The sequence below is a fragment of the Sphingosinicellaceae bacterium genome, from assembly GCA_019285715.1.
Lineage (GTDB): Bacteria > Pseudomonadota > Alphaproteobacteria > Sphingomonadales > Sphingomonadaceae > Glacieibacterium.
This window is the reverse complement of sequence record CP079108.1, coordinates 3636886-3662575: the sequence shown is the minus strand read 5'-3', so window position 1 is coordinate 3662575 and position 25690 is coordinate 3636886. Positions and strand designations below refer to the sequence as shown.

The 25690-nt window shown below is 68.5% G+C and carries 28 protein-coding genes; 12 read left to right on the top strand and 16 right to left on the bottom strand.

The window, feature by feature from the left end; translation table 11 throughout:
* The first annotated feature begins 8 nt into the window (after positions 1 to 8).
* From KX816_16880 to cobT, 3 genes are all read left to right on the top strand, one after another.
* Entirely contained in the window at positions 9 to 605 is a 597-nt protein-coding gene (locus tag KX816_16880) for a J domain-containing protein (GenBank protein ID QXQ05864.1), read from the top strand.
* A 105-nt stretch (positions 606 to 710) separates the two neighbouring features.
* On the top strand, positions 711 to 1673 hold the full coding sequence (gene cobS, locus KX816_16875; protein ID QXQ08636.1) for a cobaltochelatase subunit CobS: 963 nt from the start codon (positions 711 to 713) through the stop codon (positions 1671 to 1673).
* A gap of 13 nt (positions 1674 to 1686) precedes the next feature.
* On the top strand, positions 1687 to 3543 hold the full coding sequence (gene cobT / locus KX816_16870) for a cobaltochelatase subunit CobT (GenBank protein ID QXQ05863.1): 1857 nt from the start codon (positions 1687 to 1689) through the stop codon (positions 3541 to 3543).
* Positions 3544 to 3586: 43 nt separating this feature from the next.
* Here cobT and KX816_16865 read toward each other — a convergent pair whose 3' ends face one another.
* Positions 3587 to 3898, bottom strand: coding sequence for a hypothetical protein (locus KX816_16865; protein QXQ05862.1), 312 nt, complete (start codon positions 3896 to 3898; stop codon positions 3587 to 3589).
* Positions 3899 to 4044: 146 nt separating this feature from the next.
* Here KX816_16865 and KX816_16860 point away from each other — a divergent pair, with 146 nt between their 5' ends.
* Positions 4045 to 4617, top strand: coding sequence for a glycine zipper 2TM domain-containing protein (locus KX816_16860; GenBank protein ID QXQ05861.1), 573 nt, complete (start codon positions 4045 to 4047; stop codon positions 4615 to 4617).
* 63 nt (positions 4618 to 4680) lie between these two features.
* On the opposite strand, the gene lepB is transcribed toward KX816_16860, so the two are convergent.
* The 5 genes from lepB to pyrE all read right to left on the bottom strand — a co-directional run bounded on the left by lepB (position 4681) and on the right by pyrE (position 8515).
* Positions 4681 to 5523, bottom strand: a complete 843-nt coding sequence (lepB, locus tag KX816_16855) for a signal peptidase I (GenBank protein QXQ05860.1) — start codon at positions 5521 to 5523, stop codon at positions 4681 to 4683.
* Positions 5520 to 5921 (bottom strand): holo-ACP synthase, encoded by a 402-nt coding sequence (acpS, locus tag KX816_16850; GenBank protein ID QXQ08635.1) that lies wholly within the window; start codon positions 5919 to 5921, stop codon positions 5520 to 5522. The genes lepB and acpS overlap by 4 nt, the downstream gene beginning before the upstream one ends.
* A gap of 169 nt (positions 5922 to 6090) precedes the next feature.
* Positions 6091 to 6804, bottom strand: coding sequence for a pyridoxine 5'-phosphate synthase (locus KX816_16845; GenBank protein ID QXQ05859.1), 714 nt, complete (start codon positions 6802 to 6804; stop codon positions 6091 to 6093).
* Entirely contained in the window at positions 6789 to 7940 is a 1152-nt protein-coding gene (locus tag KX816_16840; GenBank protein ID QXQ05858.1) for a beta-lactamase family protein, read from the bottom strand. Before KX816_16840 ends, KX816_16845 begins: the two co-directional genes overlap by 16 nt.
* The gene (gene pyrE, locus KX816_16835; GenBank protein ID QXQ08634.1) at positions 7937 to 8515 is read right to left on the bottom strand and encodes an orotate phosphoribosyltransferase; all 579 of its coding nucleotides are present in this window, start codon (positions 8513 to 8515) and stop codon (positions 7937 to 7939) included. The genes KX816_16840 and pyrE overlap by 4 nt, the downstream gene beginning before the upstream one ends.
* Positions 8516 to 8616: 101 nt before the next feature.
* Between pyrE and KX816_16830 the strand changes: the two genes are divergently transcribed.
* A complete protein-coding gene (locus tag KX816_16830; protein QXQ05857.1) occupies positions 8617 to 9591 on the top strand; it encodes a penicillin-binding protein activator LpoB in 975 nt (324 codons plus the stop codon).
* Between the two features lie 129 nt (positions 9592 to 9720).
* Here KX816_16830 and KX816_16825 read toward each other — a convergent pair whose 3' ends face one another.
* Positions 9721 to 11058: a S41 family peptidase gene (locus KX816_16825; protein QXQ05856.1), complete on the bottom strand. Its 1338-nt coding sequence runs from the start codon at positions 11056 to 11058 to the stop codon at positions 9721 to 9723.
* Positions 11059 to 11208: 150 nt separating this feature from the next.
* Between KX816_16825 and KX816_16820 the strand changes: the two genes are divergently transcribed.
* Positions 11209 to 12033, top strand: coding sequence for an alpha/beta hydrolase (locus KX816_16820; protein QXQ05855.1), 825 nt, complete (start codon positions 11209 to 11211; stop codon positions 12031 to 12033).
* A gap of 138 nt (positions 12034 to 12171) precedes the next feature.
* Here KX816_16820 and KX816_16815 read toward each other — a convergent pair whose 3' ends face one another.
* Genes KX816_16815 through KX816_16790 form a run of 6 tightly spaced genes read right to left on the bottom strand, consistent with a single transcriptional unit; the run spans position 12172 to position 15481 of the window.
* Complete coding sequence (locus tag KX816_16815) at positions 12172 to 12591, bottom strand: 23S rRNA (pseudouridine(1915)-N(3))-methyltransferase RlmH (protein ID QXQ05854.1); 420 nt, start codon at positions 12589 to 12591, stop codon at positions 12172 to 12174.
* A gap of 5 nt (positions 12592 to 12596) precedes the next feature.
* Positions 12597 to 13103 (bottom strand): ribosome silencing factor, encoded by a 507-nt coding sequence (gene rsfS, locus KX816_16810; GenBank protein ID QXQ08633.1) that lies wholly within the window; start codon positions 13101 to 13103, stop codon positions 12597 to 12599.
* A 43-nt stretch (positions 13104 to 13146) separates the two neighbouring features.
* Positions 13147 to 13743 carry a nicotinate-nucleotide adenylyltransferase gene (locus tag KX816_16805; GenBank protein ID QXQ05853.1) on the bottom strand — a complete coding sequence of 199 codons (597 nt, stop codon included), beginning with the start codon at positions 13741 to 13743 and terminating at the stop codon, positions 13147 to 13149.
* On the bottom strand, positions 13740 to 14024 hold the full coding sequence (locus KX816_16800) for a type II toxin-antitoxin system RelE/ParE family toxin (GenBank protein ID QXQ05852.1): 285 nt from the start codon (positions 14022 to 14024) through the stop codon (positions 13740 to 13742). Before KX816_16800 ends, KX816_16805 begins: the two co-directional genes overlap by 4 nt.
* Positions 14025 to 14219, bottom strand: a complete 195-nt coding sequence (locus tag KX816_16795) for a hypothetical protein (protein ID QXQ05851.1) — start codon at positions 14217 to 14219, stop codon at positions 14025 to 14027.
* The gene (locus tag KX816_16790) at positions 14216 to 15481 is read right to left on the bottom strand and encodes a glutamate-5-semialdehyde dehydrogenase (protein ID QXQ05850.1); all 1266 of its coding nucleotides are present in this window, start codon (positions 15479 to 15481) and stop codon (positions 14216 to 14218) included. The genes KX816_16795 and KX816_16790 overlap by 4 nt, the downstream gene beginning before the upstream one ends.
* 81 nt (positions 15482 to 15562) lie before the next feature.
* Here KX816_16790 and KX816_16785 point away from each other — a divergent pair, with 81 nt between their 5' ends.
* Entirely contained in the window at positions 15563 to 16525 is a 963-nt protein-coding gene (locus KX816_16785; protein QXQ05849.1) for a cation diffusion facilitator family transporter, read from the top strand.
* A 152-nt stretch (positions 16526 to 16677) separates the two neighbouring features.
* Entirely contained in the window at positions 16678 to 17217 is a 540-nt protein-coding gene (locus tag KX816_16780) for a PEPxxWA-CTERM sorting domain-containing protein (GenBank protein ID QXQ05848.1), read from the top strand.
* Between the two features lie 49 nt (positions 17218 to 17266).
* Here KX816_16780 and proB read toward each other — a convergent pair whose 3' ends face one another.
* The gene (proB, locus tag KX816_16775) at positions 17267 to 18487 is read right to left on the bottom strand and encodes a glutamate 5-kinase (protein QXQ05847.1); all 1221 of its coding nucleotides are present in this window, start codon (positions 18485 to 18487) and stop codon (positions 17267 to 17269) included.
* 319 nt (positions 18488 to 18806) lie between these two features.
* Positions 18807 to 19838 (bottom strand): GTPase ObgE, encoded by a 1032-nt coding sequence (gene obgE, locus KX816_16770; GenBank protein ID QXQ05846.1) that lies wholly within the window; start codon positions 19836 to 19838, stop codon positions 18807 to 18809.
* 114 nt (positions 19839 to 19952) lie between these two features.
* Here obgE and KX816_16765 point away from each other — a divergent pair, with 114 nt between their 5' ends.
* Positions 19953 to 21284 carry a M48 family metalloprotease gene (locus tag KX816_16765; protein QXQ05845.1) on the top strand — a complete coding sequence of 444 codons (1332 nt, stop codon included), beginning with the start codon at positions 19953 to 19955 and terminating at the stop codon, positions 21282 to 21284.
* A gap of 14 nt (positions 21285 to 21298) precedes the next feature.
* Positions 21299 to 22075, top strand: coding sequence for a DsbA family protein (locus tag KX816_16760; protein QXQ05844.1), 777 nt, complete (start codon positions 21299 to 21301; stop codon positions 22073 to 22075).
* 177 nt (positions 22076 to 22252) lie between these two features.
* On the opposite strand, the gene rpsD is transcribed toward KX816_16760, so the two are convergent.
* Entirely contained in the window at positions 22253 to 22864 is a 612-nt protein-coding gene (rpsD, locus tag KX816_16755; GenBank protein ID QXQ05843.1) for a 30S ribosomal protein S4, read from the bottom strand.
* 237 nt (positions 22865 to 23101) lie between these two features.
* On the opposite strand from rpsD, the gene rpoZ reads away from it, so the two are divergent.
* Positions 23102 to 23443 (top strand): DNA-directed RNA polymerase subunit omega, encoded by a 342-nt coding sequence (rpoZ, locus tag KX816_16750; GenBank protein ID QXQ05842.1) that lies wholly within the window; start codon positions 23102 to 23104, stop codon positions 23441 to 23443.
* A 112-nt stretch (positions 23444 to 23555) separates the two neighbouring features.
* Positions 23556 to 25658 carry a bifunctional (p)ppGpp synthetase/guanosine-3',5'-bis(diphosphate) 3'-pyrophosphohydrolase gene (locus tag KX816_16745; protein QXQ05841.1) on the top strand — a complete coding sequence of 701 codons (2103 nt, stop codon included), beginning with the start codon at positions 23556 to 23558 and terminating at the stop codon, positions 25656 to 25658.
* Positions 25659 to 25690 lie beyond the last annotated feature (32 nt).

The window sequence follows — 25690 nt, the reverse complement described above, 5'->3', positions numbered from 1 at the left end:
GAGTTCCCTTGGACCAGGATCATTCCCCGCCGCGCCGCGCGCGCTTTCATGGCCGCGTCGAGCTGCCGCAGCCGACCCCTTGCGCGCATCCGGGCTGCACCACCGAAGCCGAGTTCCGCGCACCCGCCTCGAACCGCGTCGCCGGTCATGTCGGCGGCTGGCAGTGGCTATGCCTCGACCATGTCCGCCAGTTCAACGCCGGCTACAACTTCTTCGACGGCATGGCGCCGGACGAGATCAGCGAGGCGCAGTCGCCGCTGGCCGGCTGGGCGCACGTCGTCCACGACGTCAACGGCTACAAGTTCAACGACCCGCTGAACGCGCTTCACGGCAAGTTCGGGCAGGACGCCTTCGCCGGTCGCCGTACCAATGCCGGTACGGTGCTCGCCGAGGTTGACGTCAAGGCCTTGAAGACGTTGGAGCTCGACGCGTCGGCGACACTTGCGACGATAAAACGGGCCTATAAAGCGTTGGTCAGGCGTTTCCATCCCGATAGTAACGGCGGCGACCGCAGCCACGAACGAAAGTTGCAGGACGTGGTTCAAGCCTATACGCACCTGAAGTCCGCCGCAGCCTTCCGGGCTGACCCAAAAACCGCCCGTTGACGCCTCGATTGCAACGTTCGTCACGATCACAGGGAGCCTGAGTTGGCCACCGTACTCAACGCCGATTCCGACACGCCGGATACCCACGACCACGCGACCACCGCGATGGACGCGCCCGATATCACCATCGACGCACGCAGCGTCTTCGGGGTCGACGTCGACATGACGGTGCCGGCGTTCTCCATCGCCGACGAGCGCGTGCCCGACCTCGATCCAAACTATGTCTTTGACCCGGACACGACGCTGGCGATCCTCGCGGGCTTTGCCTTCAACCGCCGGGTCATGGTCCAGGGCTTCCACGGTACCGGCAAGTCGACCCATATCGAGCAGGTCGCGGCGCGCCTGAAATGGCCGTGCATCCGTATCAACCTCGACAGCCACATCAGCCGCATCGACCTCGTCGGCAAGGACGCGATCGTGCTGCGCGAGGGCAAGCAGGTCACCGAGTTCCGCGAGGGCCTGCTGCCGTGGGCGCTGCAGACCCCGACTGCACTGGTCTTCGATGAGTACGACGCCGGCCGCCCGGACGTGATGTTCGTCATCCAGCGCGTGCTCGAGGTTGAGGGCAAGCTAACCCTGCTCGACCAGAACCGCGTCATCCGCCCGAACCCGTGGTTCCGGCTGTTCGCCACCGCCAACACTGTCGGCCTCGGCGACACCACTGGGTTGTATCACGGCACCCAGCAGATCAACCAGGGCCAGATGGACCGCTGGAACGTCGTCACGACGCTCAACTACCTCGCCCCCGCGGTCGAGAGCCAGATCGTCGTCGCCAAGGCTCCGGGCTTCGATACCGAGGCGGGGCGCAAGCAGGTCGCCAACATGGTCAAGGTTGCCGACATGACCCGCCAGGGCTTCATGTCGGGCGACATCTCGACCGTGATGAGCCCGCGTACGGTCCTGACCTGGGCCCAGAACGCGACGATCTTCAAGAACGTCGGCTTCGCGTTCCGGTTGAGCTTCCTCAACAAGTGCGATGAGGCCGAGCGGTCGATCGTGGCGGAATACTACCAGCGGGTGTTCGGCGAGGACCTGCCGGAATCAGTCGCGGTCAAGGGCAAGCGCTAGGCTTCGCGGCGCGATGGCCCAGCCTGACAATCCGCTCGAGGACTTCCGCATCGCGCTCGCCGCGACGTTGCGGGCGCTTGGGCATGAGCCGGACTTCGAGCTCGCGTACACCGCCGACAAGCCGTCGTGTTTCGGGGATCAGGCGCGGGTGCCGCAGCCGGGGCGGGCCATGCCCGCGGACCAGGTTGCGGAGGTGCGCGGTTGGGCGGACGCGTTCGCGCTGAGGAAGCGCCACCATGACGCCAAGCTGCATGCCGTGGACCAGCCCGAGGCGGGGATCGGGCGCGACATTTTCAACGCGGTCGAGCAGGCGCGGATCGAGGCCATCGGGTCGTCGGAGATGCTCGGCGTCGCGGTCAATCTCGACCGGATGACCGAGGCGCGGGTCAAGACCGATCCGATCGTGCGGGCGCGGTCGGCGGACGAAGTGCCGATGGCGACGGCGCTCGGCCTGCTGGTGCGCGAGCGGCTGACCGGGGCGGCGATCCCGCGCGCGGCGGCGACGGCGATCAGTCTGGTGCGGACCGATATCGAGGCGCGGGCGGGGGCAAACCTCGATACGCTGCTCGGCAATATCGACGACCAGTCGGCGTTCGGCCTCGCACTGCGCCGGGTGATCAGCGACCTCGGCCTCGGGACCGACCCGGACGCCGAGCCCGACAGCGAGGATGGCGAGGAGGGCGACCCCGAGGACGCCGACGCTCCCGCCGACGACGGCGACGACCAGGACGACGCCGGGGCCTCCGCCGACCAGTCCGTCGAGACCCGCGCCGAGCAGTCCGACGAGGCGTCCGAGGACGGCGAGTCGCAGCAGGTCGACATGGACACCGACATGGTGTCCGAGGCCGAGATGGGCGAGGAGGGGCGTGAGGGCATGACGCCCTGGCGGCCGAACACGCCGATTGCCGACCTGCCGCCGGACTTCGACTATATTTCCTACACCACCAAGTACGACGAGATCGTCGGGGCCGAGGAGCTGTGCGACCCGGAAGAACTTACCCGGCTGCGGTCGTACCTCGACCAGCAACTCGTCCACCTGCAGGGCGCGGTGACCAAGCTCGCCAACCGGCTCCAGCGCCGCCTGATGGCGCAGCAGAACCGGGCCTGGGACTTCGACCAGGAGGAGGGGCTGCTCGACGCCGCGCGGCTCGGGCGGATCATCACCAATCCGATGCACGCGCTGAGCTACAAGATCGAGCGCGATACCAAGTTTCGCGACACCGTCGTGACGCTGCTGATCGACAACTCGGGCTCGATGCGCGGGCGACCGATCTCGATCGCGGCGATCTGCGCCGACATCATGGCGCGGACGCTGGAGCGCTGCGCGGTCAAGACCGAGATCCTGGGCTTCACCACGCGCGCCTGGAAAGGTGGTCAAAGTCGTGAAGCGTGGCTGGCAGCGGGACGCCCGGGCAAACCGGGGCGGCTGAACGACCTGCGCCACATCATCTACAAGGCGGCCGATGCGCCGTGGCGGCGGGCGCGCAAGAACCTCGGGCTGATGATGCGCGAGGGGCTGCTGAAGGAAAACATCGACGGCGAGGCGCTGTTGTGGGCGCACGCCCGGCTGCTGGCGCGGCCCGAGGATCGCCGCATCCTGATGGTGATCTCCGACGGCGCACCGGTCGACGACTCGACGCTGTCGGTCAACACCGGCAGCTACCTGGAGCGCCACCTGCGGCAGGTCATCGGCTGGATCGAGGGGCGCTCACCGGTCGGATTGGTCGCTATCGGCATCGGCCACGACGTGACGCGCTACTACGCGCGGGCGGTGACGATCATGGATGCCGAACAGCTCGGCGGCACGATCATCGATCAGCTCGCGAGCCTGTTCGAGGACGATGCCGGGCGGAAGAAGCCGCGGCGCTAGGTCCGGCTCCCCTCCCGATTAGGGAGGGGAGGGTGACGAACCTCTAGCGGCGGCGGTAGCAGCGCTTCTCGCTGCCGCGACCGATGGCGTTACCGGCGACAGCGCCGACACCCGCACCGAGAAGCGACTCGCCGAGGTTGCCGCCGAGCACGGCAGCACCGGCACCGGCACCGACCGCGCCGATCACCGTGCCGCGCTTGGCGGCCCGGCTGCGACGCCGCATGCAGTCGTCGTAGCTCGAGTAATAGCGGTTGCCGTCATAATAGCGGTTGTCGTGGCGGCGGGCCTCGGCGGGGGTTACGGCCAGTGAAGTCGTCGCGACTGCAGCGAGGACCAACGAGCTTAGAAGACGCATGAGCGATCACCCTTGAATATTGAATAGCCTACGAAACAATGCGCGAAGGACCACGAATGTTCCGGTTCAGAGCGCGTTAACGCCGTCACTGCGATACCGGTGAGGTACCCGGCAAGGCTGGGCAGTATGCTTAAAGGAGAGCGTCGATGAAAGCGATTTTGATCGCGGTCGCGAGTCTCGCGACACTGGCGGCAACCCCCGCCCTTGCCGATCGCGGCGGGCACGGTGGCGGCGGTTACCACGGTGGCGGCGGCTATCATGGCGGCGGCGGTGGCGGTTACCACGGCGGTGGCGGAGGTTATCGCGGCGGCTACGGTGGCTACCGCGGCAGCTATTACGGTGGCCGCGGCTATTACGCCGGCGGCTACGGCTACCGCGGCGGCTATTACGGTCGAGGTTATTATCGTCCTCGGGTCTACGTCGTGCCCGCTTACGGTTATGGCTACGGCTACGGCGATCCTTACTACGACGGTGGCTATTACGGTGGCGGCTACCCGGTGGTCTACGGTGCCTACAGCGGCGGCTACGGGTATCGCCGCGGCTATGATCGCGGCTATCGGTGCCGCACTGATGGCAGCGGCGCGGTTCTCGGCGCGATCGCCGGCGGCCTGATCGGCAACAGCGTCAGCCACCGCTACAACCGCGGCATCGGGACTGTAGCGGGAGCCGGCCTCGGCGCTGTCGCCGGCAACGCCATCGAGCGCGACGGTCGCTGCTAAGCCCGCTCGAACGGGGAACGAAGAGGCCCGGGACTCAGCGCGAGTCCCGGGCCTTTTTCGTGCCTACTTGCCGGCGCTCGGGTGCAGGCTGCTGAAGGCCCGGCCACCGCGCAGTGCCGAGAACCAGGTCCGCGGGTCGAGCGACCACGAGCCGTCGACCGAGTAGGTGATGAACTCGGCCCGCCCGACGAGGTTCTCGATCGGCAACATGCCCAGCCCGACGTTCGACGGGAAGCGGCTGTCCTCGGAGTTGTCGCGGTTGTCGCCCATCAGGAAGATGTGGCCCTCGGGCACGATGGTCGCGGGATAGTCGTCCTGCTCGGTATGGCCGAGGTCGAGGACATCGTAGCTGCGCCCGTCGATGGTCTCGCGGAAGCGTGGCACCCGGCATACCGAGACGCCGTCGGGGCGAACGGTGAGGTACTGGGACGACGGCCCGTCGCACGGTGTGTTGGGCGAGACGATCATTTCAGCCGGGGCCTCGGGGCGCTTGGGGACGGCGGCGCCGTTGAGCCACAGGACGCCGTTGCGCATCTCGACGGTGTCGCCGGGGAGCCCGATGACGCGCTTGATCCAGTCGTCGTGGGTGACCGGTGACTTGACCACGACGATGTCGGCGCGCTGCGGCAAATGCGCGAACAGCCGGCCCTGCATTTCCGGAAGGACCGGCCCGACGAAGGGGATGCTCGGCGACAGGTAGCTGTAGCCATAGGGAAACTTCGACACGATCAATTGGTCGCCAACAAGCAGCGTCGATTCCATCGATCCGCTGGGGATGTAGAACGGCTTGGCGACGAGGCTGTGGATGCCCAGCACGACGAGCGCGAGCAGGAACAACTGCCAGGCCTCGTGGGCCCAGTTGGTCTTCTTCTCGGCCGGCTTGGTCGCCATCACAGTATCCGTCATGCCTTGCTCGCCGTGATCAGGACGATCGCCTGTGCCCAGGGATGATCGTCGGTAAGGGTCAGGTGTATTAGCGCGCTATGCCCCGGCGGCGTGAGAAACGCCAGCCGCTCCGCCGCACCGCCGGTCAGCGTCAGGGTTGGTGCACCGCTCGGCAGGTTGACGACGCCCATGTCGCGGAAGAACACGCCTTGCCGAAAGCCCGTGCCGAGCGCCTTGGCACAGGCCTCCTTGGCGGCGAAGCGCTTGGCGTAGGTGCCGGTGCGGGTCAGCGGGCGACGCTCCGCGCGAGCCTGCTCGAGCGGTGTGAAGATGCGGTCGATAAAGCGCTGCCCGAAGCGGTCGAGCGACGACTGGATGCGCTCGATGTTGCACAGGTCGTTGCCGAGCCCGAGGACCATCATGCCTCACCCTCCCCTTCAGGGGAGGGTCGGAGAGACGGCGCAGCCGGCCCCGGGGTGGGTGCTTCCGCGCGCGCACCGGCAGTCGACATCGGAGCGAAGTGCCCACCCCCGGGGCTGGCGCGAAGATGCGCCGTCTCTCCGCGCCCCTCCCCTGAAGGGGAGGGGATCATTGGGCCGCGTCCATCGCCGCGCGCATGGTCCGGATCGCGTGGTCGAGACCGGTGAACACGGCCTCGCCGATCAGGAAATGCCCGATGTTGAGCTCGGCGAGCGTGCGGATCGCGGCGACCGGTCCGACATTGTCGAAGGTCAGCCCGTGCCCGGCGTGAACCTCGAGGCCCAGCCCGGCGGCGTGCTCGGCAGCCTTTTTCAGGCGCTCGAGCTCGGCGTCGCCCGACCCGTGGGCGTAGGGCCCGGTGTGCAGCTCGACGACCGGAGCGCCGAGGCGGGCGGCGGCGTCGAGCTGGTGCAGGTCGGGGGCCACGAACAGGCTGACGCGGACGCCGGCGTCCTTGAGGCGCGCGACAAACGGCGCGAGCGTGTTGTGCTGTCCGGCGGCGTCGAGCCCGCCCTCGGTGGTGCGCTCCTCGCGGCGTTCGGGGACGATGCAGGCGGCGTGCGGGCGGTGGGCCAGCGCAATGCCGAGCATTTCCTCGGTCGCGGCCATCTCGAGGTTCAGCGGCAGGTCGATCTCGGCCATCAGCCGGTCGATGTCGGTATCGGTGATGTGGCGGCGGTCCTCACGCAGGTGTGCGGTGATACCGTCGGCTCCGGCCGCAGCGGCGACGATCGCGGCGCGGACCGGGTCGGGATGCCGCCCGCCGCGCGCGTTGCGGATGGTCGCGACGTGGTCGATGTTGACGCCTAGGCGGAGGGGCATAAAGCTGCACTCAGAAGTTCGTAGGTCAGGCCCTTGCCTTGCCACGGCTCGCCGAAATCGGGGACGCTCGAGGCGGCAAAGGCGACGACGGCGATGCCGCGCTCGGGCGCGATCAGGTTGCGGACCTGGACATTGCCGACCTGCCCGCGCCGCTCGACGACGTGTTGCGGGGTGGTGCAGCCCTTGAGCTTGACCGGGTACGACCAGACGCCGAGCGCCGCATATCCGGCCTTCGGGTCGCCCTGCCACATCTCGGCGGTCGCGGCCTTGCCGAGCAGCTTCCCGTCGATCAGCGCGCGGTCGAACGTCAGCAGGTCGACGGCGGTCCCGGCGAGGTTGGCGGCGGCGCCGTAGCGGCCGGGGTCGATGTCGGTATCGGTCGCGCCCTTGTCGTCGACGGCGACGATGTCGTCCTTTTCGCCGGGTTGGAGGACGCGCAGCGACTTCAGGCCGAGGGGCTCGGCGATGCGCTCCGCGACCAGCATCGCGAAGGGCTTGCCGGTGACCGCTTCGAGCAGCGCGTCGAGGACCAGATAATCGCAGTTGTTGTAGCGAAAGCCCTCGCCGACGGCGCGGCCCGACGGCTTGAGGCACTGCGGGTCGAGGCCGGGCGCGGGCTTCGGCGACGAGCGCAGGTAGGTGAGCGGCACTCCGGCGGCGTTCTTCGGCCCATCCTCCGGGTCGAACAGCCCCGAGGTGTGGTTGAGCAGGCGGCGCACGGTGACCGTGTCGCCACCGGGCAGGGCGACCTTGGGCAGATACTTGGTTGCCGGGGCGTCGAGGTCGATGCGGCCCTTCTCGACCTCCTGCATGACCAGGACCGCGACGACCTGCTTGGTCACCGAGGCCCAGCGCCAGATTGCGTTCGGCGGTGGTGCGTTGGGGAGCTTGCCGTTGGATTGGATTACGCCGTCGCTGGCACTGCTAACCGCGACAACGCCTGGAAAACCGGCCGGCATCATCACTGGCGACTTCGCGAGCGGTGGCGCCGCATCCGGCGCATCGGAGCTCGCCTCAATGTCCGGGAGATGCCGCTCGAGCAAAGCACGGGCGATTGCCGGGTCGGCCTGCTCCGACGGCGCGGCCTGCGTGACCGTGGCCAGCGCCAGGGCTGCCAGTGCGACCAGGGCTTTCACGCCGCCCGGCTTCCCGGCTTCACCGCGGGAATCGCCGCGAGCTCCGGCGGCAGCGCGTCGGCGCTGTAGGTCGGCACGTCGAGCGCTATGAGGGAGGTGAGGGGCACGCCGATATCGGCCTTGCCGTTGGAACGGTCGACGAGGCAAGCGCCCGCGATGACGCGGCCTCCGGCGGCCTCGATCGCGGCGATCGCCTCGCGCGAGCTGAGCCCGGTGGTGACAACGTCCTCGACCATCAGCACGGTCTGGCCGGGCGTCAGCGTGAAGCCGCGGCGGAGCTCGAAGGTGCCGCCGGGCCGCTCGACGAACATCGACGGGCACCCGAGCTGGCGCGCGACCTCGTAGCCGACGATGACGCCGCCCATCGCCGGGGCGACGACCGCGCCGACGTTGCGCGCTTCCGGCGGCAGCTTGGCAACCAGCGCCGCGACAAGCCGGGCGGCGCGCGCCGGGTCCATCAGCACCCGCGCGCACTGCAGGTAGCGCCCCGAGCGGAGCCCGGAGGACAGGATGAAATGCCCCTCCAGCAAGGCTCCCGCCGCACGGAATTCGTTCAGCGTATCGGTGTCGGTCATCATCGGTTATCGTCTAGCAGCGTCGCATCATCGGTGAAACCTCGGCTGGAAAAGCCTTGGGCACCACGTTATGGAACGGCAACGTTCAGGGAGGCGTACAGGTGGCTAAGGTTTCATTGGGTTATCGGCTCGGCGCGGCAGTCGCGACGGCAGCAATGCTCGGCGGGGCATTCCCCGCAACGGCACAGATCGAAGCGGGCCGGCGTGGCTCGATCGAAAAGCAGCGCGGCGCGGTGCAGGCTACGCTGCCGCAATGCCCGCGGCCGCTCGGCACGCTGGCGGTATCGCTGCCCGAGACCAACTGGTGGGGCGGCCTCGGCCTCGGCTCGCCGGAAGCGCTGATCCGGGTCTACGTCCAGCAGTCAAAGTGCTTCCGCCTGGTCAACCGCTCGGCGCGCGGGATGGAGGCGATGCAGCGCGAGCGCGACCTCGCCGGCGGCGGCGAACTGCGCCGCGGCGGCGTCGTCGGCAAGGGCCAGATGGTCGAGGCCGACTTCACGGTCATCCCCGACATCGTCACGGCGAACGGCAACCGCGGCGGTACCAACATCGGCGGGCTGCTGGGCGGCTTCGTGCCCGGCATCGGCGGGGCGCTGCTCGGCGGCATCAACGTCAAGAAGCGCGTCGCGAACGTCGTCCTCAACACGATCAACAACAAGACGTCCGAGGAGTATGTCGCCGAGGGCCAGGCCAAGAAGACCGACGTCGGCTTCGGCGGCGGCGGCGGATTCTTCACCGGCGGCTTCCTCGCCGCCGGCGGTGCCAGCACCTACCAGGACACCGAGATCGGCCAGGTCGTCGCGCTCGCCTACCTCGATGCCTATGCCAAGATGGTCAACGATATCCAGGGCATGGCGCAGACCATCGCCGGCCCCGCCGAGCAGAAGGCGGTGTCGATGAAGCGCCCGGGCCGGATGTTCGCGACGGCCTCGGTCAAGGGCCGGGTGATCAAGTCGCTCGACCCCGGCGCGATCCTGTACCCCACCGGCAACAAGTCGGTCGGCTTCTGGGAGGTCGAGGACGAACTCGGCACTAAGGGCTGGGTGTCGGAAGCGGTGATCGAGGTGGCGCGCTGAGGCCGTTGTCATCCCCGCGCAGGCGGGGACCCATGAACACGCATGTGCAACTGAACTCGACAGTTCGTGTTCATGGGTTCCCGCCTGCGCGGGAATGACAAGATCCCAGCGCTACTCCGCGCCTCGCCGCTACCCCGCGCTGGCGCTCAACACCGGCGGGCTCGCGCCAAGCCGGGTCACCAGCTTCGTCGCATAATCCAACTGGTAGTCCGTCACCCCCGCCTTCTTCAGCCCGTCCGCCGTTGCCACAAAACGCGGGTCGGGCTTGTCGTCGGCCTCGATCAGTTTGTCGTCGGGGGTCTTGATCTCGTTGACCAGGTGCCGCCGCAGGTCGGCTTCGCGCAGGCGGGCGGGGCGGTCGCGGACGGTGGCGTCGCTGAGCTGGGGCACGGCGATGTCGGGCTCGATGCCGCCTTCCTGGACCGACCGGCCGGCGGGGGTGAAGTAACGCGCCGTGGTCAGGCGCAGCCCGGTGTCGGGGGAGAGCGGGATCAGCGTCTGGACGCTGCCCTTGCCGAAGGTGCGCGCGCCCAGGATCAGCGCGCGGCGGTGGTCCTGCAGCGCGCCCGCGACGATCTCCGACGCCGAGGCCGAGCCCTCGTCGACGAGAACGACCACCGGCCGCCCCTCGGTCAGGTCGCCGGCGTGGGCGTAATAGCGCTGGATGTCGGCCTTGGTGCGGCCGCGCTGCGAGACGATCTCGCCGTGATCGAGGAAGACGTCGCTGACCTCGATCGCCTGGTCGAGCAGGCCACCGGGGTTCGAGCGCAGGTCGACGATGAAGCCGCTGAGCTTCGACCCGAGCTGCTTCTCGACGTCGGTGACGGCGGCGCGCGTGTCGGCGCCGGTCTTCTTGTTGAACGCCGAGATGCGGATCACGCCGACGGTGCCGCGGACCTCCATCTTGACCGGCTTGATCTGGATGACCTCGCGCTTGAGGGTGAACTCGAGCGGCTTGGTCGCGCCTTCGCGGACGACGGTGATCTTGATCGTCGTGCCGGGCGCGCCGCGCATCTTGTCGACCGCGTCGCTCAGGCTGACGCCGTACAGGAGTTCGCCGTTCAAGTGGGTGATGAAGTCGCCGGCCTTGATGCCGGCGCGCGCTGCCGGAGTGTCGTCGGTCGGGGCGATGACCTTGACCGCACCTTCCTCGGTGGAAACTGTGAGGCCGAGGCCGCCGTACTCGCCGTCGGTAGTCTGGCGCATGTTGGCGAAGTCGCGGGCGTCGAGGTAGCTCGAGTGCGGGTCGAGGCTGGCCAGCATGCCGTTGATCGCACCCTCGATCAGCGCCTTGTCGGTAGTTTTGTCGACATAGTCGGTGCGGACGCGCTTGAAGACGTCCATCAGCGTGTCGAGCTGCTTGTACGTGTCGTTATCGTCGGGACCGGCGGGGGGCTGCACCGCCGCCGACGCGGGCAGCAGCGCCAGCGCCACCAAGGGCAGCGCGATCCTCCAGGCCTTCGACATGACGCGTACTCCTTCGGAGCCGGGGCCGAACCGCAGCCCAGGGTCGAAGCGCAACATAGTCGCGGCAGCCTGAACGCGCCATGGCACGAATGACGCGGATACGCGGCACAGCGCAGGCGTTGGCCCAGTTCACTAACCGGAGAGAATACCATGCCCTACGTCGAAGGCAGCGACGGCATCGAGCTGTACATCAAGGAGTGGGGCGAGGGTCCGCCGGTGGTGTTGATCCACGGCTGGCCGCTCAATGCCGACAGCTGGGACGACCAGGCGCTCGGGCTGGCCCACGCCGGCTACCGGGTCATCGCCTATGACCGGCGCGGCTTCGGGCGGTCGGAGCAGCCGTGGGACGGCTATGACTACGACACGCTGGCCGACGACCTTGCAGCGGTGATCGAGGCGACCGAGGCGGAGGAGCCGGCGCTGGTTGGTTTCTCGATGGGCGGCGGCGAGGTCGCGCGCTTCCTGACGCGCAATCCCGGCCAGGCCCGCGCCGCCGTGCTGGTGTCGTCGGTGGTACCGTACGTGCTCAAGACCAACGACAACCCCGACGGCGTGCCGGGCGAGGAGCTGGAAAAAATCAAGGACGGCATCAAGGCCGACCGGCCCAAGTTCCTGGCGGGCTTCATGAAGTCGTTCTACGGCGCGGGGCTGATCAGCAGCCCGGTCAGCGATGAGGTCATCGCGTGGTCGGTCGCGTCGGCACTGCAGGCGGGGCTCAAGGGCACGCTCGACTGCGTCGATGCGTTCGGCAAGACCGACTTCCGCCCCGACCTCGCGAGCTTCACGGTGCCGACGCTGATCCTCCACGGCACCGGCGACAAGACCGTGCCGATCGATGCGACCGCGCGGGCTGCAGCGCGCGGCATCCCGGGGGCGAAGCTGGTCGAGTACGACGGGGCGCCGCACGGGCTGCTGGCGACGCACAAGGACCGGGTGACGGCGGACCTGCTGAGCTTTTTGCGGGACGTCGGGTAGGGCGAGGCTAGAAAGTACCCACCCCTAACCCCTCCCCTGAAGGGGAGGGGAATCCTCCTGCGCTTGCTGCTCCCCTCCCTTTCAAGGGAGGGGTTGGGGGTGGGTGCGAGCGGCTCCGCGAGCCTCTAACCGCGAGCCTCACCCCTCGCGGTGATAAGGATGCCCCGCCAGCAGCGACGTCGCGCGGTACAGCTGCTCCGCCAGCATCGCGCGCACCAGCAGGTGCGGCCATGTCGCCGGGCCGAAGCTGAGTAGCAGGTCCGCCCCGTCGCGAGTCGCCGCGTCATGCCCGTCCGCGCCCCCGATCAGGAAACGCGCCTCGCGCACCCCGTCATCACGCCACGCCGCCAACTTCTCGGCGAGCGCTTTCGACGTGAGCGCCGGGCCGCGCTCGTCGAGCACCACGGTCCGCGACTGCGGCACGGCCTCCGGCAACGGACCCGTCTCGCCAAGCTCGGTAAAGTTCGTCGGCCACGTCATACGCTTCAGGTAGCGGGCGACCAGTTCGGCCTCGGGGCCGCGCCCGATCCGCCCGCGCGCGATGACGTGGAGCCGCACGACGCTCAGGCGTCGCGGGTGTCGTCTTCGAAATCGTCGATCGGCAGTTCGTCGATCGGATAGTCGGCCTCGACGCCTTCGGGCGCGGTGTCGAACGGCGCATCGTCCTCGACGACCAGATCCTTGGCGACCTTGGGCGGCGCGCGGCGTTCGCTGGTCGAGCCGGACGGGCCGTCGAAGGTCCACATCTTCTCGAGGTTGTAGAAGTGCCGGACCTCCGGGCGGAACAGGTGGACGACGACGTCCTGCGCGTCGATCAGCACCCAGTCGGCGGTCGGTAGCCCCTCGATGCGGACGCTGCGGTGGAGGTCGGTCTTGATGCGCTCAGCAATTTTGCTGGCCATCGACGCGACCTGGCGGCTCGAGCGGCCGCTGGCGATGACCATGTGGTCGGCGATGCTGGTCTTGCCGGCGAGCGGGATCGTCACGACCTCGACCGCCTGGTCGTCGTCCAGCGACTTGAGAATCAGGTCGTGCAGCGCCGTCACTTCAGCGTCGTTCACGGGAGCCACGGCGCGGAGCGCGGCGGCGGGGGTCAGTGCCAAATCGAAGTCCTCATGAGGGGGTAGGAGAGCGCGTTGCCCAATCCGGATCCGATGCGCGAAGCTGCGTCGCCGAATGGCGGTCTAGCCTGAGTTCGAGCATCACGATCGCGGGCAGCGTCCACCTCGTCCAGTCGCGCGCGGTCGCAGGTGACCGCCGCCATCGCCTCAACCACGCCATTGCCGGCGCACCGAGACCGTTAAGGCTATACCCCGGACGGGCGAAAACGGCAATCGGCACGCGCCGGGCCAGAACACGCCAGTCGCGCCACCGGTTCAGTTGGCCGAGATTGTCGGCCCCCATCAACCAGATGAAGCGGTGGCGCGGGTGCCGCTGCTGCAGTGCCGCGACGGTATCGACGGTGAAACGCGTGCCGAGTTCGTCCTCGACCGCCATCACCCGGATCCGCGGATGCCGCGCCGCCGCCCTCGCCGACGCGAGTCGCGCCGCCAGCGGTGCCATGCCGTCGGCAGTCTTGAGCGGGTTCTGCGGGCTGACCAGCCACCAAAGCTCATCCAGTCCGAGCCGATCGAGTGCCCCGACGCTGATGCGGCGGTGCCCGGCGTGGGCCGGGTTGAAGGAGCCGCCGAGGAGGCCGATGCGGGTCAAGCGGGGTGCCAGTCCTCGGCCATGTGACGGACACGAAACACGAGCGTGTCGTCTCCAATAACCCGGTATATGATGACATACGAGTAACGCGGCACGATCAGCTTTCGAAAACCGCTGTCACCGATGGGCAATCCTGAGCGTGGGTGATCGATCAAGCGGTTAGTAGTGCTGCGGATCGACCGGATTATGCGTTCCGAAAGATCTTCGTCGATCGCATCGAAATAGTCCTGAATTCGGCGCAGGTCGTCCAGCGAACGGGGCGACCAGCTTGGTATTCGCATCTAGTGGTATTTAGCCAGCATCGCATCGATGATCCGCATCGCCTCGTCGTGTGGAATGCCTTCCCCGCGATCGAACTCGTCCTGCGCTTCCTTGATCAGCGCGGCCTGCTCATCGAGGGACAGCGGGCGCACCCATGGCGGCACCGGCAGGTCGTCGACCCAGTCCTCGTCCCGAATATCCCGCTTCGCCGTCACGCCCGCACCTGTCCGTTGCCGCGCACGACGGTCTTATACGTCGTCAGCCCCTCCAGCGCCACCGGGCCGCGGGCGTGGAGGCGGCCCGTCGCGATGCCGATCTCGGCCCCGAACCCGAATTCGGCGCCGTCCGCAAATTGCGTCGAGGCGTTGTGCAGCACGATCGCCGAGTCGACCTCGGCGAGGAAGCGTGCGGCGACCCCGGCGTCCTCGGTGACGACCGCGTCGGTATGGTGCGAGCCATGCGCCGCGATGTGCGCGACCGCGCCCGCAACGCCGTCGACGACCGCGACGCTGGCGACCGAGTCGAGCCATTCGGTGTCGAAGTCGGCGGTGGTCGCGGCGCTCACCCTCGGGTCGAATGCCTGAGCAACCGGGTCGCCCCTCAGCGCGCAGCCGGCGTCGAGCAGCGCCGCGACCATCGCGCGTCCGCCTGCATAGTCGCAGTCGATTAGCAGCGTCTCCATCGCGCCGCAGACGCTGACGCGGCGCAGCTTGGAGTTGACCACCAGCGCGACTGCCTTGGCGGGGTCGGCGGCAGCGTCGACGTAGACGTGGTTGATGCCGTCGAGGTGCGCGAGCACCGGCACCCGCGCCTCGGCCTGGACGCGCGCGACAAGGCCCTTGCCGCCGCGCGGGATGATCACGTCGATCAACCCGTGCGCCGCCAGCATCGCGCCGACCATCGCCCGGTCGGTGCCGGCGATCAGCTGGACGGCGTCCTCAGGTAGTCCCGTCGCGGCCAGCGCCCCGACCATCGCGCCGTGGATCGCGGCGTTGGAGCGTGCCGCCTCCGACCCGCCGCGCAGGATGCAGGCGTTGCCCGCCATCAGGCACAGCGCCCCGGCGTCGGCGGTGACCCCGGGGCGGCTCTCGTAGATGATGCCGATGACGCCGAGCGGCACGCGGACGCGCTCGAACTGTAGCCCGTTCGGTCGCTCCCAGGTCTCGATAACCCGTCCGACGGGATCGTCGAGCCCGGCGACGGCGTCGAGACCGTCGGCCATCGACTCGATGCGCTCGGCAGTCAGCAGCAAGCGGTCACGCAGCGCGGGCGACAGGTGGACCGCCGCGTCCATGTCCGCGGCGTTGGCGGCGAGGATGGCCGGCGACTGCTCCCGAAAAGCGGCGGCGGCGGCGCGCACGGCAGCGGCCTTGGTCGCGGTCGGCAGGCGCGCCAGTGTCGCGGCGGCGGCGCGCGCGGCACCGCCGATCCGCGCCATCGCTGCGCCGGCGTCTTCGGATGGTGCCCTATCGGTCATGATGGCGTTCAGTGTCACAGTGGCGGTTCATGTCACAGCCGGGCCGTCGCGCCCAGCCTTTGCAGGTCGTCGGGAGAATGCGTGGCGCAGGAATCGAAGCTGGTCGTCGTCGCCGCATTGATCGGCAACCTTGCGATCGCCGTCACCAAGTTCGTCGCCGCCGCGGTCACCGGCTCGTCGGCGCTGCTCAGCGAGGCGGTGCATTCGCTGGTCGACACCGGCAACGAGGTCCTGCTCCTGTACGGACTCCACCGCGCCGCATTGCCGCCCGATGCCGAACTGCCGCTCGGCCATGGCCGCGAGCTGTACTTCTGGTCGTTCGTCGTCGCCCTGCTGATCTTCGCGGGTGGTGCCGGGGTGTCGATCTACGAGGGCATCCACCATCTCCAGAACCCGAATTCGATCGAGCGCCCGGGGATCGTCTTCGCGGTGCTGGGCGCGGCGTTCGTCTTCGAGGGCATTTCGTGGATGATCGCGCTGCGGGCGTTCCGGCGCGCCCAGGGCGAGCAGAGCTGGTGGCAGGCGTTCCGGTCGTCCAAGGACCCAGCGACATTCATGGTGCTGTTCGAGGACTCCGCGGCACTGGCGGGCATCCTTGTCGCCGCCGCCGGTGTCGGGCTGGCGCTGGTCACCGGCGATCCGCGCTGGGACGGCGTCGCCAGCATCGTCATCGGCGCAATCCTCGGTATCGTCGCGCTGATCCTAGGGCGCGAATCGAAGGCGCTGCTGCTCGGCGAGCGCGCCGACCCGGCCCTGAGCGCCGCGATCCTCGAACTCGCCTCGACGATCCCCGGTGTCGAGCATGCCAACGGCGTCGCGACGATCCAGCTCGCCCCCGACCAGGTCGTGGTGACGCTGAGCGTTGATTTCATCGACAGCTTGCGGACGCCCGAGATCGAAACTGCGGTGAAGGCACTCGAGGCCTGCCTGCGCGCCGCCCATCCCGAGATCTCGGCGGTGTTCGTAAAACCGCAGAGCGCGGGCGAGGCAGCGCGGCGGCGGGAGCGGGGCGACGCCGGCATATTCGCCGACGAGGCCGGGTGATCCGGTTCGACATAAAGTGTCGGTAAGTTTTACACTATAATGGTTACCAAAGCGTAGAGATGGCGGATTTCCGTGCTTTTTGAACTTGGCCCAATCCTTGCTTAATGTTAGGCTACACCGCTCGTAAGGTGTTGTTTCGGGAGCGTTTCGGAATGAAATTGAAGAACATCGCCTTCGCCGCCACCGCTCTTTTCGCAGCCGCATCAGCGAACGCCGCGACCACCGTTATCGACTTCAATAACGGCACCGCTCCGGGCTTCTCGGGTTCGTACAGCCTGTTCATGACGAGCATCCACAACGTCGCCACCGGCCCGAACGCCTCGCCGTTCCTCGCCGTGCCGATCGAGGGTGCCAAGACCGGCACCGCCACCTACACGTCGAGCAATTTCATCACGAGCATCTCCTTCGACTGGGGCACGCCGGACAGCTACAACACGCTGAGTGCGGTCGGCCTGAACGGCACGACTGCGCTTGGTAGTGGCGGGAGCCTCGCTGCCGGCCGCTACACGTTCAACTTCCTGGCGTCGGACCAGATCAAGTCGATCAACTTCACGTCGACCGACCGCGCCTTCGAGATCGACAACCTGTCGGTCAGCGCAGTGCCGGAGCCCGCGTCGTGGGCGCTGATGGTTGGCGGCTTCATGATGGTCGGCTTCGCCGCCCGTCGCCGCAGCAACACCGTCGCCGCCTAATTGCGTCGATGAAAAATGAGGGCGGGCGGGTCAAACCGCCCGCCCTTTTTCATGTCCCGGCGACGAGCACCAGCTGGTCGCGGTGAATGATCGCCGAACGCGGCGCATAGCCGAGGATCGGGGCCTGGGCGTCGCTGCGCACGCCCGCGATGGCGCGGGCTTCGGTGGCATCGTAGGCGACCAGACCGCGGGCGATGACCGTGCCGCCGGCGATTACCGCGACCGCATCGCCGCGCGCAAACTCGCCCTCGACCGTGACGACTCCCGCTGCAAGCAGGCTGCTGCCGCGCCCGAGCGCTGCCGCGGCGCCGGCATCGATCGTCAGTCTTCCCGCGACGGTCAGGCGACCCGCCAGCCACGCCTTGCGCGCGCTGGCACCACCCTCGGCGACGAACACCGTGCCGTGGCCGGTCGAGTCGAAGCGCTGCAACGGATGGTCGGCACGCCCGTCGACGACCGCGAGGTGGATGCCCGCCTGTACCGCGATGCGCGCCGCCTGGACCTTTGCCGCCATGCCGCCCGAGCCGAGCCCCGAGGCCGAGGTCCCATCCGCCATGTGCGCGACGTCGGCGATGCGCTCGACCGCCGGGATCAGCGTCGCGGCCGGGTCGAGGCGCGGGTTGGCGGTGTACAGCCCGTCGATGTCGGAGAGCAGGATCACCGCGCCCGCCTGCGCCGCCTGCGCCGCGCGCGCCGCGAGCCGGTCGTTGTCGCCGAAGCGGATTTCCTGGGTGGCGACGCTGTCGTTCTCGTTCAGCACCGGCACCGCGCCGAGCGACAGCAGCCGATCGAGCGTCGCCGCGACATTGAGGTAGCGACGCCGGTCCTCCAGATCGCCCAAGGTCAGCAGAATCTGCGCGGCAACCGTGTCGTGATGCCCGAGCAGTTCGGCATAGGTCCGCGCCAGCTCGATCTGGCCGCACGCGGCCGCGGCCTGCGCATCCTCGAGGCTGGCCCGCCCGCCCTTCGCGAGGCCCAGCCGCCGTGCGCCCAGCGCGATCGCTCCCGATGAGACGATCGCGACCTGCTGGCCAGCGGCTCGCCGCGTCGCGATGTCGGCGAGGACGGAGGCGAGCCAGTCGCGGCGGACCGCACCGTCGCTGCCGACGAGGAGCGAGGAGCCGATCTTGACGACCAGGCGCGGGGCCGCGGCGGGGGCGAAGCGGGCGCTCAACGGCGCGCCTCCCGGTTCACGGGGGGCAGGACGGCAGACGCTCGGAAGCCCCCGCCGGTGTTCCAACACCGTGGGGGCGAGTGTCTCGCCGTCCATCCCGGGCTATTTTCCCCTCCCGGCGCAAACTGGGCGGGGGCCTTGGCGTGGATGCGGCAGCAGCGCGGACGATGCAGGGGCAGGACGCCATCGGCGTGTTCGGGTCGTAGGGGGTGCGGTCCAGCGTCCGGATGCGCGTCCGGTCGATGTCTCGCGGGTTGCCGGTGGCGGCGACTATCCGTGATTGCCCCTGCATCGATCGCGCCGGGGTTCGGGTAGCGCGCCCTCGTCCCGGCATCGAACGGCGCAGGACCATCCGACATCCTCTCACTAGCCGATATGGTTCGTTTTGTCAAGCGGAACAGTTCCGCACGCGTTGCTAGACCGGCGTCCACGCCTTCGCCTCCGAGTCCTTCTGCTCGCTGGCGCGTCCGACGACCTCGATCAGCCGGTCGAGCACGTCGTCGACCCCGGCGCGGCTGAGCGCCGACAGCACGAACACCTCCGCCCCGGACACCTTGGCGAGCTTCTTTTTGAGCTTGGTCAGCGTCTTGGCGTCGACCGCGTCGGACTTCGACAGCGCGACGATCTCGTCCTTGTCGTCGAGGCCGGCGCCGTAGGCTTCGAGCTCGTCGCGGACGACTTCGTAGTTCGCCACCGGGTCGTCGGCGCTGGCATCGACGAGGTGCAGCAGGATGCGGCAGCGCTCGATGTGGCCGAGAAAGCGGTCGCCGATGCCGACGCCTTCCGCCGCGCCTTCGATCAGCCCGGGAATATCGGCGAGGACGAACTCGCGGCCCTTCCAGCCGACGACGCCGAGCTGGGGCTTCAGGGTCGTGAACGGGTAGGCCCCGACCTTGGCCTCGGCGTTGGTGACGGCGTTGAGGAAGGTCGACTTGCCGGCGTTGGGCTGGCCGAGCAGGCCCGCGTCGGCGATCAGCTTGAGGCGCAGCCAGACCCAGCACTCCGCACCCGGAAAGCCCGGCTGGAACTGGCGTGGGGCGCGGTTGGTCGAGGTCTTGTAGAAGTCGTTGCCCTTGCCGCCGTCGCCGCCGCGCAGCAGGATGATGCGCTGGCCGGGAGCAGTAAAGTCCGCGAGCAGCGTCTCGGTCTCGTCGTCGATGACCTGCGTCCCGACCGGCACCTTGATGATCAGGTCGTCGCCGCCCGCGCCGGTGCGGTTGCGGCCCGAGCCGCCGGTGCCACGCTGCGCCTTGAAGTGCTGCGAGTAGCGGAAGTCGATCAGCGTGTTCAGCCCGGCTACGCTCTCGAAGATGATGTCGCCGCCCTTGCCGCCGTCGCCGCCGTCCGGACCGCCGAACTCGACGAACTTCTCCCGCCGGAAGGACACCGCTCCGTCGCCGCCCTGGCCGGAGCGCAGGTAGATCTTGGCCTGATCGAGGAATTTCATGTCGCGGCTTATGACGGAACGACGCCGGAAAGTCTCCCCTTCACCACGGGTTCAGTCTATGGCGGCGAGGTGAGCGCCGTGTCTCCTGCCCGCAAGCTAGCCAGATATGCCGGGATGGCGCTCGCGCTGGTCGCGGCGACGCCGGCGATGCCGCAGGAGTCCGCGCCGTCGATCCTCCGCGATGCCGAGACCGAGGCGCTGTTCAAGGACATCGCGCGGCCGCTGATCCTGGCGGCCGGCCTCGACCCGAAGTCGGTGCAGGTCGTCCTCGTCGGCGATCCCTCGATCAACGCGTTCGCGGCGGGTGGCCAGAACGTCTTCATCTTTTCCGGGCTGATCATCGCGGCCGACAACGTCAACCAGCTGCAGGGCGTCATCGCCCACGAGCTCGGCCACGTTGCGGGCGGGCATCTGATCCGCTTCGGCGAGGGCGCCGGGCCAGCGACCCGCATCTCGATCCTGTCGCTGCTGCTGGCGGGTGCGGCCGTCGCCGCCGGCGCGCCCGACGCGGCGATGGGCATATTGGGCGGCGGGCTCGGCATCGCGCAGAGCCAGTATCTGGCGTTCAGCCGCGACGTCGAGAGCCGCGCCGACGCCGCCGGTGCGGGCTTCCTGCGCACCGCCGGGATCAGCGGCAAGGGCATGATCGACTTCTTCCACAAATTGCTCGGCGAAGAGTACCGGCTCGCGATCAAGCAGGACAACGCCTACGACCGCACCCACCCGTTGTCGGGCCAGCGTATCGAGAACCTCGAGGCCGACCTGAAGGCGTCGCCGTACTGGAACACGCCGGTCGACGCGGCGCTGCAGGCGCGCTTCCTGCGGATCAAGGGCAAATTGGTCGGCTATGTCGATGACCCCAAGCACGTCTTCGCGACCTATCCCGACAGCGACGTGTCGGCGGGCGCGCGCTATGCTCGGGCCTATGCGTGGCACCGCAGCGCCTATGACGACGCCGCCGGGCTGGAGATCGACGCGCTGCTCAAGACCGCGCCGAACGACCCGTATTTCCTCGAGCTGAAGGGCCAGATCCTGCTCGAGGGGGGCAAGCCGGCGGAAGCCGTGCCGGTACTCAGGCGCGCCGTCGCGGCGGCGGGCAACGAGCCGCTGATCGCGACGCTGTACGGGCACGCGCTGATCGCCACCGAGGACCCCAAGGACTTCGAGGAGGCGATCCCGGTACTCAAGCGCGCCATCCAGCAGGACCCTGAGAACCCCTTCGCCTGGTACCAGCTCGGGGTCATCTACGACCGCCAGCACGATGAGCCCCGCGCCGCGCTGGCGCAGGCCGAGAGCAGCAGCCTCGAGGGCGAGATGAAGACCGCGGCGGCGCGCGCGCGCTTTGCCCGCGCCGGGCTCCCCAAGGGCAGCCGCGACTGGCTGCGGGCGGACGACATCGCCGAGTTCGCCTCGAACGAAATTGCCGACCGCAAGCACCGGCGCTGAGCGGCACACACCCGATGAACAAGATTGCGAGCATGACGATGCGTGGATTGGCACTGACGGCGGGCGTGGGCGCGGCTGTGATGGCGACGGTGCTGGTCACGGGCCAAGCGAGCGGCGACCCGGCTGCGGGCATCACGGGCAAGGACCGCGCCGCGATCGAGCAGATCGTCCGCGAGTACATCCTCGCGCACCCCGAGATCATTCCCGAGGCGATGAACGGGCTGGAGGCGCGGACGGTCGCGAAGACGCTGGCGGCGCACCGCAGCGCCCTCGAGACGCCTTTCGCCGGGGCCGTCGCGGGCAATCCGAACGGCGACGTCCGGCTGGTGGTGTTCTTCGATTACGCCTGCCCGTACTGCAAGGCGGCGCATGCCGATGTCGACCGGCTGATCGCCAGTGATCCCAAGCTCAAGGTGGTGTTCCGCGATTTCCCGGTGCTCGGCGAGCCCTCGACCGAGGCCGCGATGGCGAGCCTGTCGGCGGCGCGGCAGGGCAAGTATCTCGCATTCCACGACGGGCTGTTCGCGGGTTCGGGACGGCTGAGCCACGATCGTACTCTGGCGGCGGCGACGGCGGCGGGGCTGAACCCGGCGAAGACCGCGAAGGACCTGACCGCGCCGGACCTCAAGGCGGAGGTGACGAAAAACCTCGACCTCGGGCGCGAGCTGCAGCTGACGGGGACGCCGAGCTACGTCGTCGGCGACCGGGTGCTGATGGGGATGGTCGGGTATGATGCGCTGAAGGCGGCGGTGGCGCAGGCGCGGGCGGCTAAAGTGGCAGCGGCGGGGTAGGGGGTAGGCCAGACGCGCGCCGCCTCCCGCAAACGCACGTCATCCCCCCGGACGCACGTCATCCCCGCGAAGGCGGGGACCCATCACCACGACATTGCGGGGTGATGGGTGCCCACCTGCGCGGGGATGACGGGAGTAAGTTGGGACGCAGCCGCTAATCGCGACCGCAGTTCGGATTTAGCGCGAGTAGAACTCGACGACCAGGTTCGGCTCCATCTTCACCGCGTAGGGAACCTCGTCCAGCGTCGGGACGCGGACGTAGGTGGCCTTGGTGCCTTCGACGGCGACGTACTCGGGGGTCTCGCGCTCGGCGAGGCCCTGGGCTTCGATGACCAGCGCCATGTCCTTGGCCTTGCTGCCGAGCTCGATGGTGTCACCCGGCGAGACGCGCGCCGAGGCGATGTTGCAGCGGCGACCGTTGACCATGACGTGGCCGTGGTTGACGAGCTGGCGCGCCGCGAAGATCGTCGGCACGAACTTGGCGCGGTAGACGACCATGTCGAGGCGGCGCTCGAGCAGGCCGATCAGGTTCTGCGACGTGTCACCCTTGAGGCGGACGGCCTCGGCGTAGGTGGCGCGGAACTGCTTCTCGGTGACGTCGCCGTAATAGCCCTTGAGCTTCTGCTTCGCCTTGAGCTGGATGCCGAAGTCCGACAGCTTCGACTTGCGGCGCTGGCCGTGTTGGCCGGGACCGTATTCGCGCTTGTTGACGGGCGACTTCGGGCGGCCCCAGATGTTCTCACCCATACGGCGGTCGAGCTTGTACTTCGCACTGGTACGCTTGGTCATGTCGGTCCAATTCGCTTTGACTGCAGGCAGGATGCCCGCATACCCCGGTCTCGCACCGCATGACCGAGCTCCTGCCTAAGGAACTGCCATGCGCGGCCACTGCTTCACCGGGGGTGCAGGGCCAATTGCGAAGCGGGGGCGTTAGCGGCGTCGGGGGGCGAGGTCAAGGCAAAACCTTGACTTGAGAGCCGGGTGGCTGTAGCCGACGCGGCCTTCCAGAACACCCCGGAGTAGCAGATGGCGCGCGTTACCGTCGAAGATTGCGTCGACAAGATTCCGAACCGCTTCGAGCTCGTGCTCGCCGCCGGCCAGCGCGCCCGCCAGATCAGCAGCGGCGGCGAACTGACGATCGACCGCGACCGCGACAAGAACCCCGTCGTCGCCCTGCGCGAGATCGCCGAGGAGACAGTCTCGCCCGCGATCCTCGCGGAGTCGCTGATCGCTTCGATGCAGCGTGTCATCGCCGACAACGACGAGACCCCGGACGCGGTCGGCTCGCTCGCCGCCTCGGCCGAAGCGCTCCGGCTTACGGCCGCGCAGCCGCCGCGCAACCAGAACATGGGTCCGGATTACGAGTAAGCCGCGGTCGGGCTAGCGGTCGTCCGCTAGCCCGACCGCGGCTGCGTCATCGTTGCGATTCCATTAACTTCAATTCCATTGCCCTGCTGCACTTCTCCACTACGTTGAGGGCATGCTCCGTCAGTACGAACTCGTCGAGCGCGTCAAGGCGTACGACCCGCAGGCCGACGAGGACCTGCTCAACCGGGCCTATGTCTTCTCGCTGAAGGCGCACGGCGCGCAGCTGCGCGCCTCGGGCGACCCGTATTTCAGCCACCCGATCGAGGTCGCGGGCATCCTCACGGACCTTCACCTCGACGTCGAGACGATCGCTACCGGCATTCTCCACGACACCATCGAGGACACCGTCGCGACCCAGGACGAGATCGACCGGCTGTTCGGCAAGAGCGTCGGGCGGCTCGTCGACGGGGTCACCAAGCTGTCGAAGATCGAGGCGCAGTCCGACGACGAGCGCGCGGCCGAGAACCTCCGCAAGTTCCTGCTGGCGATGTCGGACGATATCCGCGTGCTGCTCGTCAAGCTGGCCGACCGCCTGCACAACATGCGGACGCTGGTCCACATCAAGAATCCCGACAAGCGCCGTCGGATCGCGCGCGAGACGATGGACATCTATGCGCCGCTGGCCGGGCGGATCGGCATGTACGAGGTCATGGACGAGCTGAACGAGCTCGGCTTCCGCGAGGTCGAGCCGGAGGCGCACGCCTCGATCGTCGCGCGGCTCGACCGGCTGCGCGCCGGCGGCGGCGATATGGTGGCGCGGATTTCGAACGACATCCGGACGCAGCTGGCCAAGCACGGCGTCGAGGCGACCGTGCAGGGCCGCGAGAAGCGGCCATTCTCGATCTGGCGCAAGATGGAGGGCCACCGCGTCGCCTTCGAGGCGCTGTCCGACGTCATGGCGTTCCGGGTGGTGACGACCTCGCCCGCCGACTGCTACCGCGCGCTCGGCATCATCCACCAGCACTGGAAGATGGTGTTCGGGCGCTTCAAGGACTTCATCTCGACGCCCAAGCGCAACGGCTACCGCTCGCTCCACACCACGGTGTTCTACAGCGAGGGCACCCGAATCGAGATCCAGATCCGCGATGCCGCGATGCATGCCGAGGCCGAACTCGGGGTCGCCGCGCACTGGGCCTACAAGCAGGGCGACGAGGGTGCCGCAGCACGCGAAAGCTATCCGTGGCTCGCCGACCTCGTCGAGATGCTCGAGCACGCGCAGACCCCGCAGGAGGTGCTCGAGAATACCCGCATGGCGATGTTCGAGGACCAGGTCTTCGTGTTCACCCCGAAGGGCGCGCTGCAACCGCTGCCCAAGGGCGCGACTCCGGTCGACTTTGCCTATCAGCTCCATTCGGAGATCGGCGACACCTGCATCGGCGCGCGCGTCAACGGCCGCGACGTGCCGCTGCGGACCCGGCTGGTCAACGGCGACCAGGTCGAGATCCTGCGTTCCAAGGTCCGGGCGCCCGACCCGGCGTGGGAGAGTTTCGTGGTGACCCCGAAGGCGCGCGCCGCGGTGCGCCGCCAGGTCCGGGCCCGCGAGCGCGACGCCCAGCTCACCATGGGCCGTCAGTTGTTCGACGCGGTGCTGACCCGCTACAAATTGCTCGACAGCGACGAGGCGGTGGGTGCCGCGCTGACCCGGCTCAAGCTGCCCGACCGCTCTGCGCTGTTCGTCGCGCTCGCCCGCCAGACGGTTGGCGAAACGGCGCTGCGCGAGGCGCTGCACCCGGGCTCGACCGAGGGCACGCGCAAGCCGCGCAAGACCAAGGCCGCGCCCGCGATCCCGATCAAGGGGCTAAGCGAGGGTGCCGCCTTCCACCTCGCGTCGTGCTGCCACCCGGTGCCGGGCGACCGCATCGCCGGGCTGTCGCGGCCGGGGCAGGGGGTCGAGGTTCATGCGCTCGAATGCCCGGTGCTCGAGCGCGAGGCGGGCGACCGGCTCGACCTCGCTTGGGACCCCGAGAGCCCGGGGGCCACGGCGCGCGTCGCCACCGTCGTCCACAACCAGCCGGGTGCGCTGGCGGCGGTCGCCAACATCATCGCGGGCCACGCCGGCAACATCGTCAACCTGTCGCTGAAGCACCGCGACCGCGAGTTCCACACCGACATCATCGACATCGAGGTCGTCGACCTGCAGCAATTGAACGCGATCACCGCTGCGTTGAAGGCGGCGCCGGCGGTCGTGTCGGTTGAGAGGGTGACCGCGACCTGAGCGGGTGCTAGACGCCGCGCGCCGCCGGTGCG

What these genes read in the sequence shown, in the direction of transcription:
- cobS (QXQ08636.1), top strand. Translation starts at nt 711, where the DNA reads ATGGACGCGCCCGATATCACCATCGACGCACGCAGCGTCTTCGGGGTC.
- cobT (QXQ05863.1), top strand. Translation starts at nt 1,687, where the DNA reads ATGGCCCAGCCTGACAATCCGCTCGAGGACTTCCGCATCGCGCTCGCC.
- KX816_16865 (QXQ05862.1), bottom strand. Translation starts at nt 3,898, where the DNA reads ATGCGTCTTCTAAGCTCGTTGGTCCTCGCTGCAGTCGCGACGACTTCA.
- KX816_16860 (QXQ05861.1), top strand. Translation starts at nt 4,045, where the DNA reads ATGAAAGCGATTTTGATCGCGGTCGCGAGTCTCGCGACACTGGCGGCA.
- lepB (QXQ05860.1), bottom strand. Translation starts at nt 5,523, where the DNA reads ATGACGGATACTGTGATGGCGACCAAGCCGGCCGAGAAGAAGACCAAC.
- acpS (QXQ08635.1), bottom strand. Translation starts at nt 5,921, where the DNA reads ATGGTCCTCGGGCTCGGCAACGACCTGTGCAACATCGAGCGCATCCAG.
- KX816_16845 (QXQ05859.1), bottom strand. Translation starts at nt 6,804, where the DNA reads ATGCCCCTCCGCCTAGGCGTCAACATCGACCACGTCGCGACCATCCGC.
- pyrE (QXQ08634.1), bottom strand. Translation starts at nt 8,515, where the DNA reads ATGACCGACACCGATACGCTGAACGAATTCCGTGCGGCGGGAGCCTTG.
- KX816_16825 (QXQ05856.1), bottom strand. Translation starts at nt 11,058, where the DNA reads ATGTCGAAGGCCTGGAGGATCGCGCTGCCCTTGGTGGCGCTGGCGCTG.
- KX816_16820 (QXQ05855.1), top strand. Translation starts at nt 11,209, where the DNA reads ATGCCCTACGTCGAAGGCAGCGACGGCATCGAGCTGTACATCAAGGAG.
- KX816_16800 (QXQ05852.1), bottom strand. Translation starts at nt 14,024, where the DNA reads ATGCGAATACCAAGCTGGTCGCCCCGTTCGCTGGACGACCTGCGCCGA.
- KX816_16790 (QXQ05850.1), bottom strand. Translation starts at nt 15,481, where the DNA reads ATGACCGATAGGGCACCATCCGAAGACGCCGGCGCAGCGATGGCGCGG.
- KX816_16780 (QXQ05848.1), top strand. Translation starts at nt 16,678, where the DNA reads ATGAAATTGAAGAACATCGCCTTCGCCGCCACCGCTCTTTTCGCAGCC.
- proB (QXQ05847.1), bottom strand. Translation starts at nt 18,487, where the DNA reads ATGGACGGCGAGACACTCGCCCCCACGGTGTTGGAACACCGGCGGGGG.
- obgE (QXQ05846.1), bottom strand. Translation starts at nt 19,838, where the DNA reads ATGAAATTCCTCGATCAGGCCAAGATCTACCTGCGCTCCGGCCAGGGC.
- KX816_16765 (QXQ05845.1), top strand. Translation starts at nt 19,953, where the DNA reads ATGGCGCTCGCGCTGGTCGCGGCGACGCCGGCGATGCCGCAGGAGTCC.
- KX816_16760 (QXQ05844.1), top strand. Translation starts at nt 21,299, where the DNA reads ATGAACAAGATTGCGAGCATGACGATGCGTGGATTGGCACTGACGGCG.
- rpsD (QXQ05843.1), bottom strand. Translation starts at nt 22,864, where the DNA reads ATGACCAAGCGTACCAGTGCGAAGTACAAGCTCGACCGCCGTATGGGT.
- rpoZ (QXQ05842.1), top strand. Translation starts at nt 23,102, where the DNA reads ATGGCGCGCGTTACCGTCGAAGATTGCGTCGACAAGATTCCGAACCGC.
- KX816_16745 (QXQ05841.1), top strand. Translation starts at nt 23,556, where the DNA reads ATGCTCCGTCAGTACGAACTCGTCGAGCGCGTCAAGGCGTACGACCCG.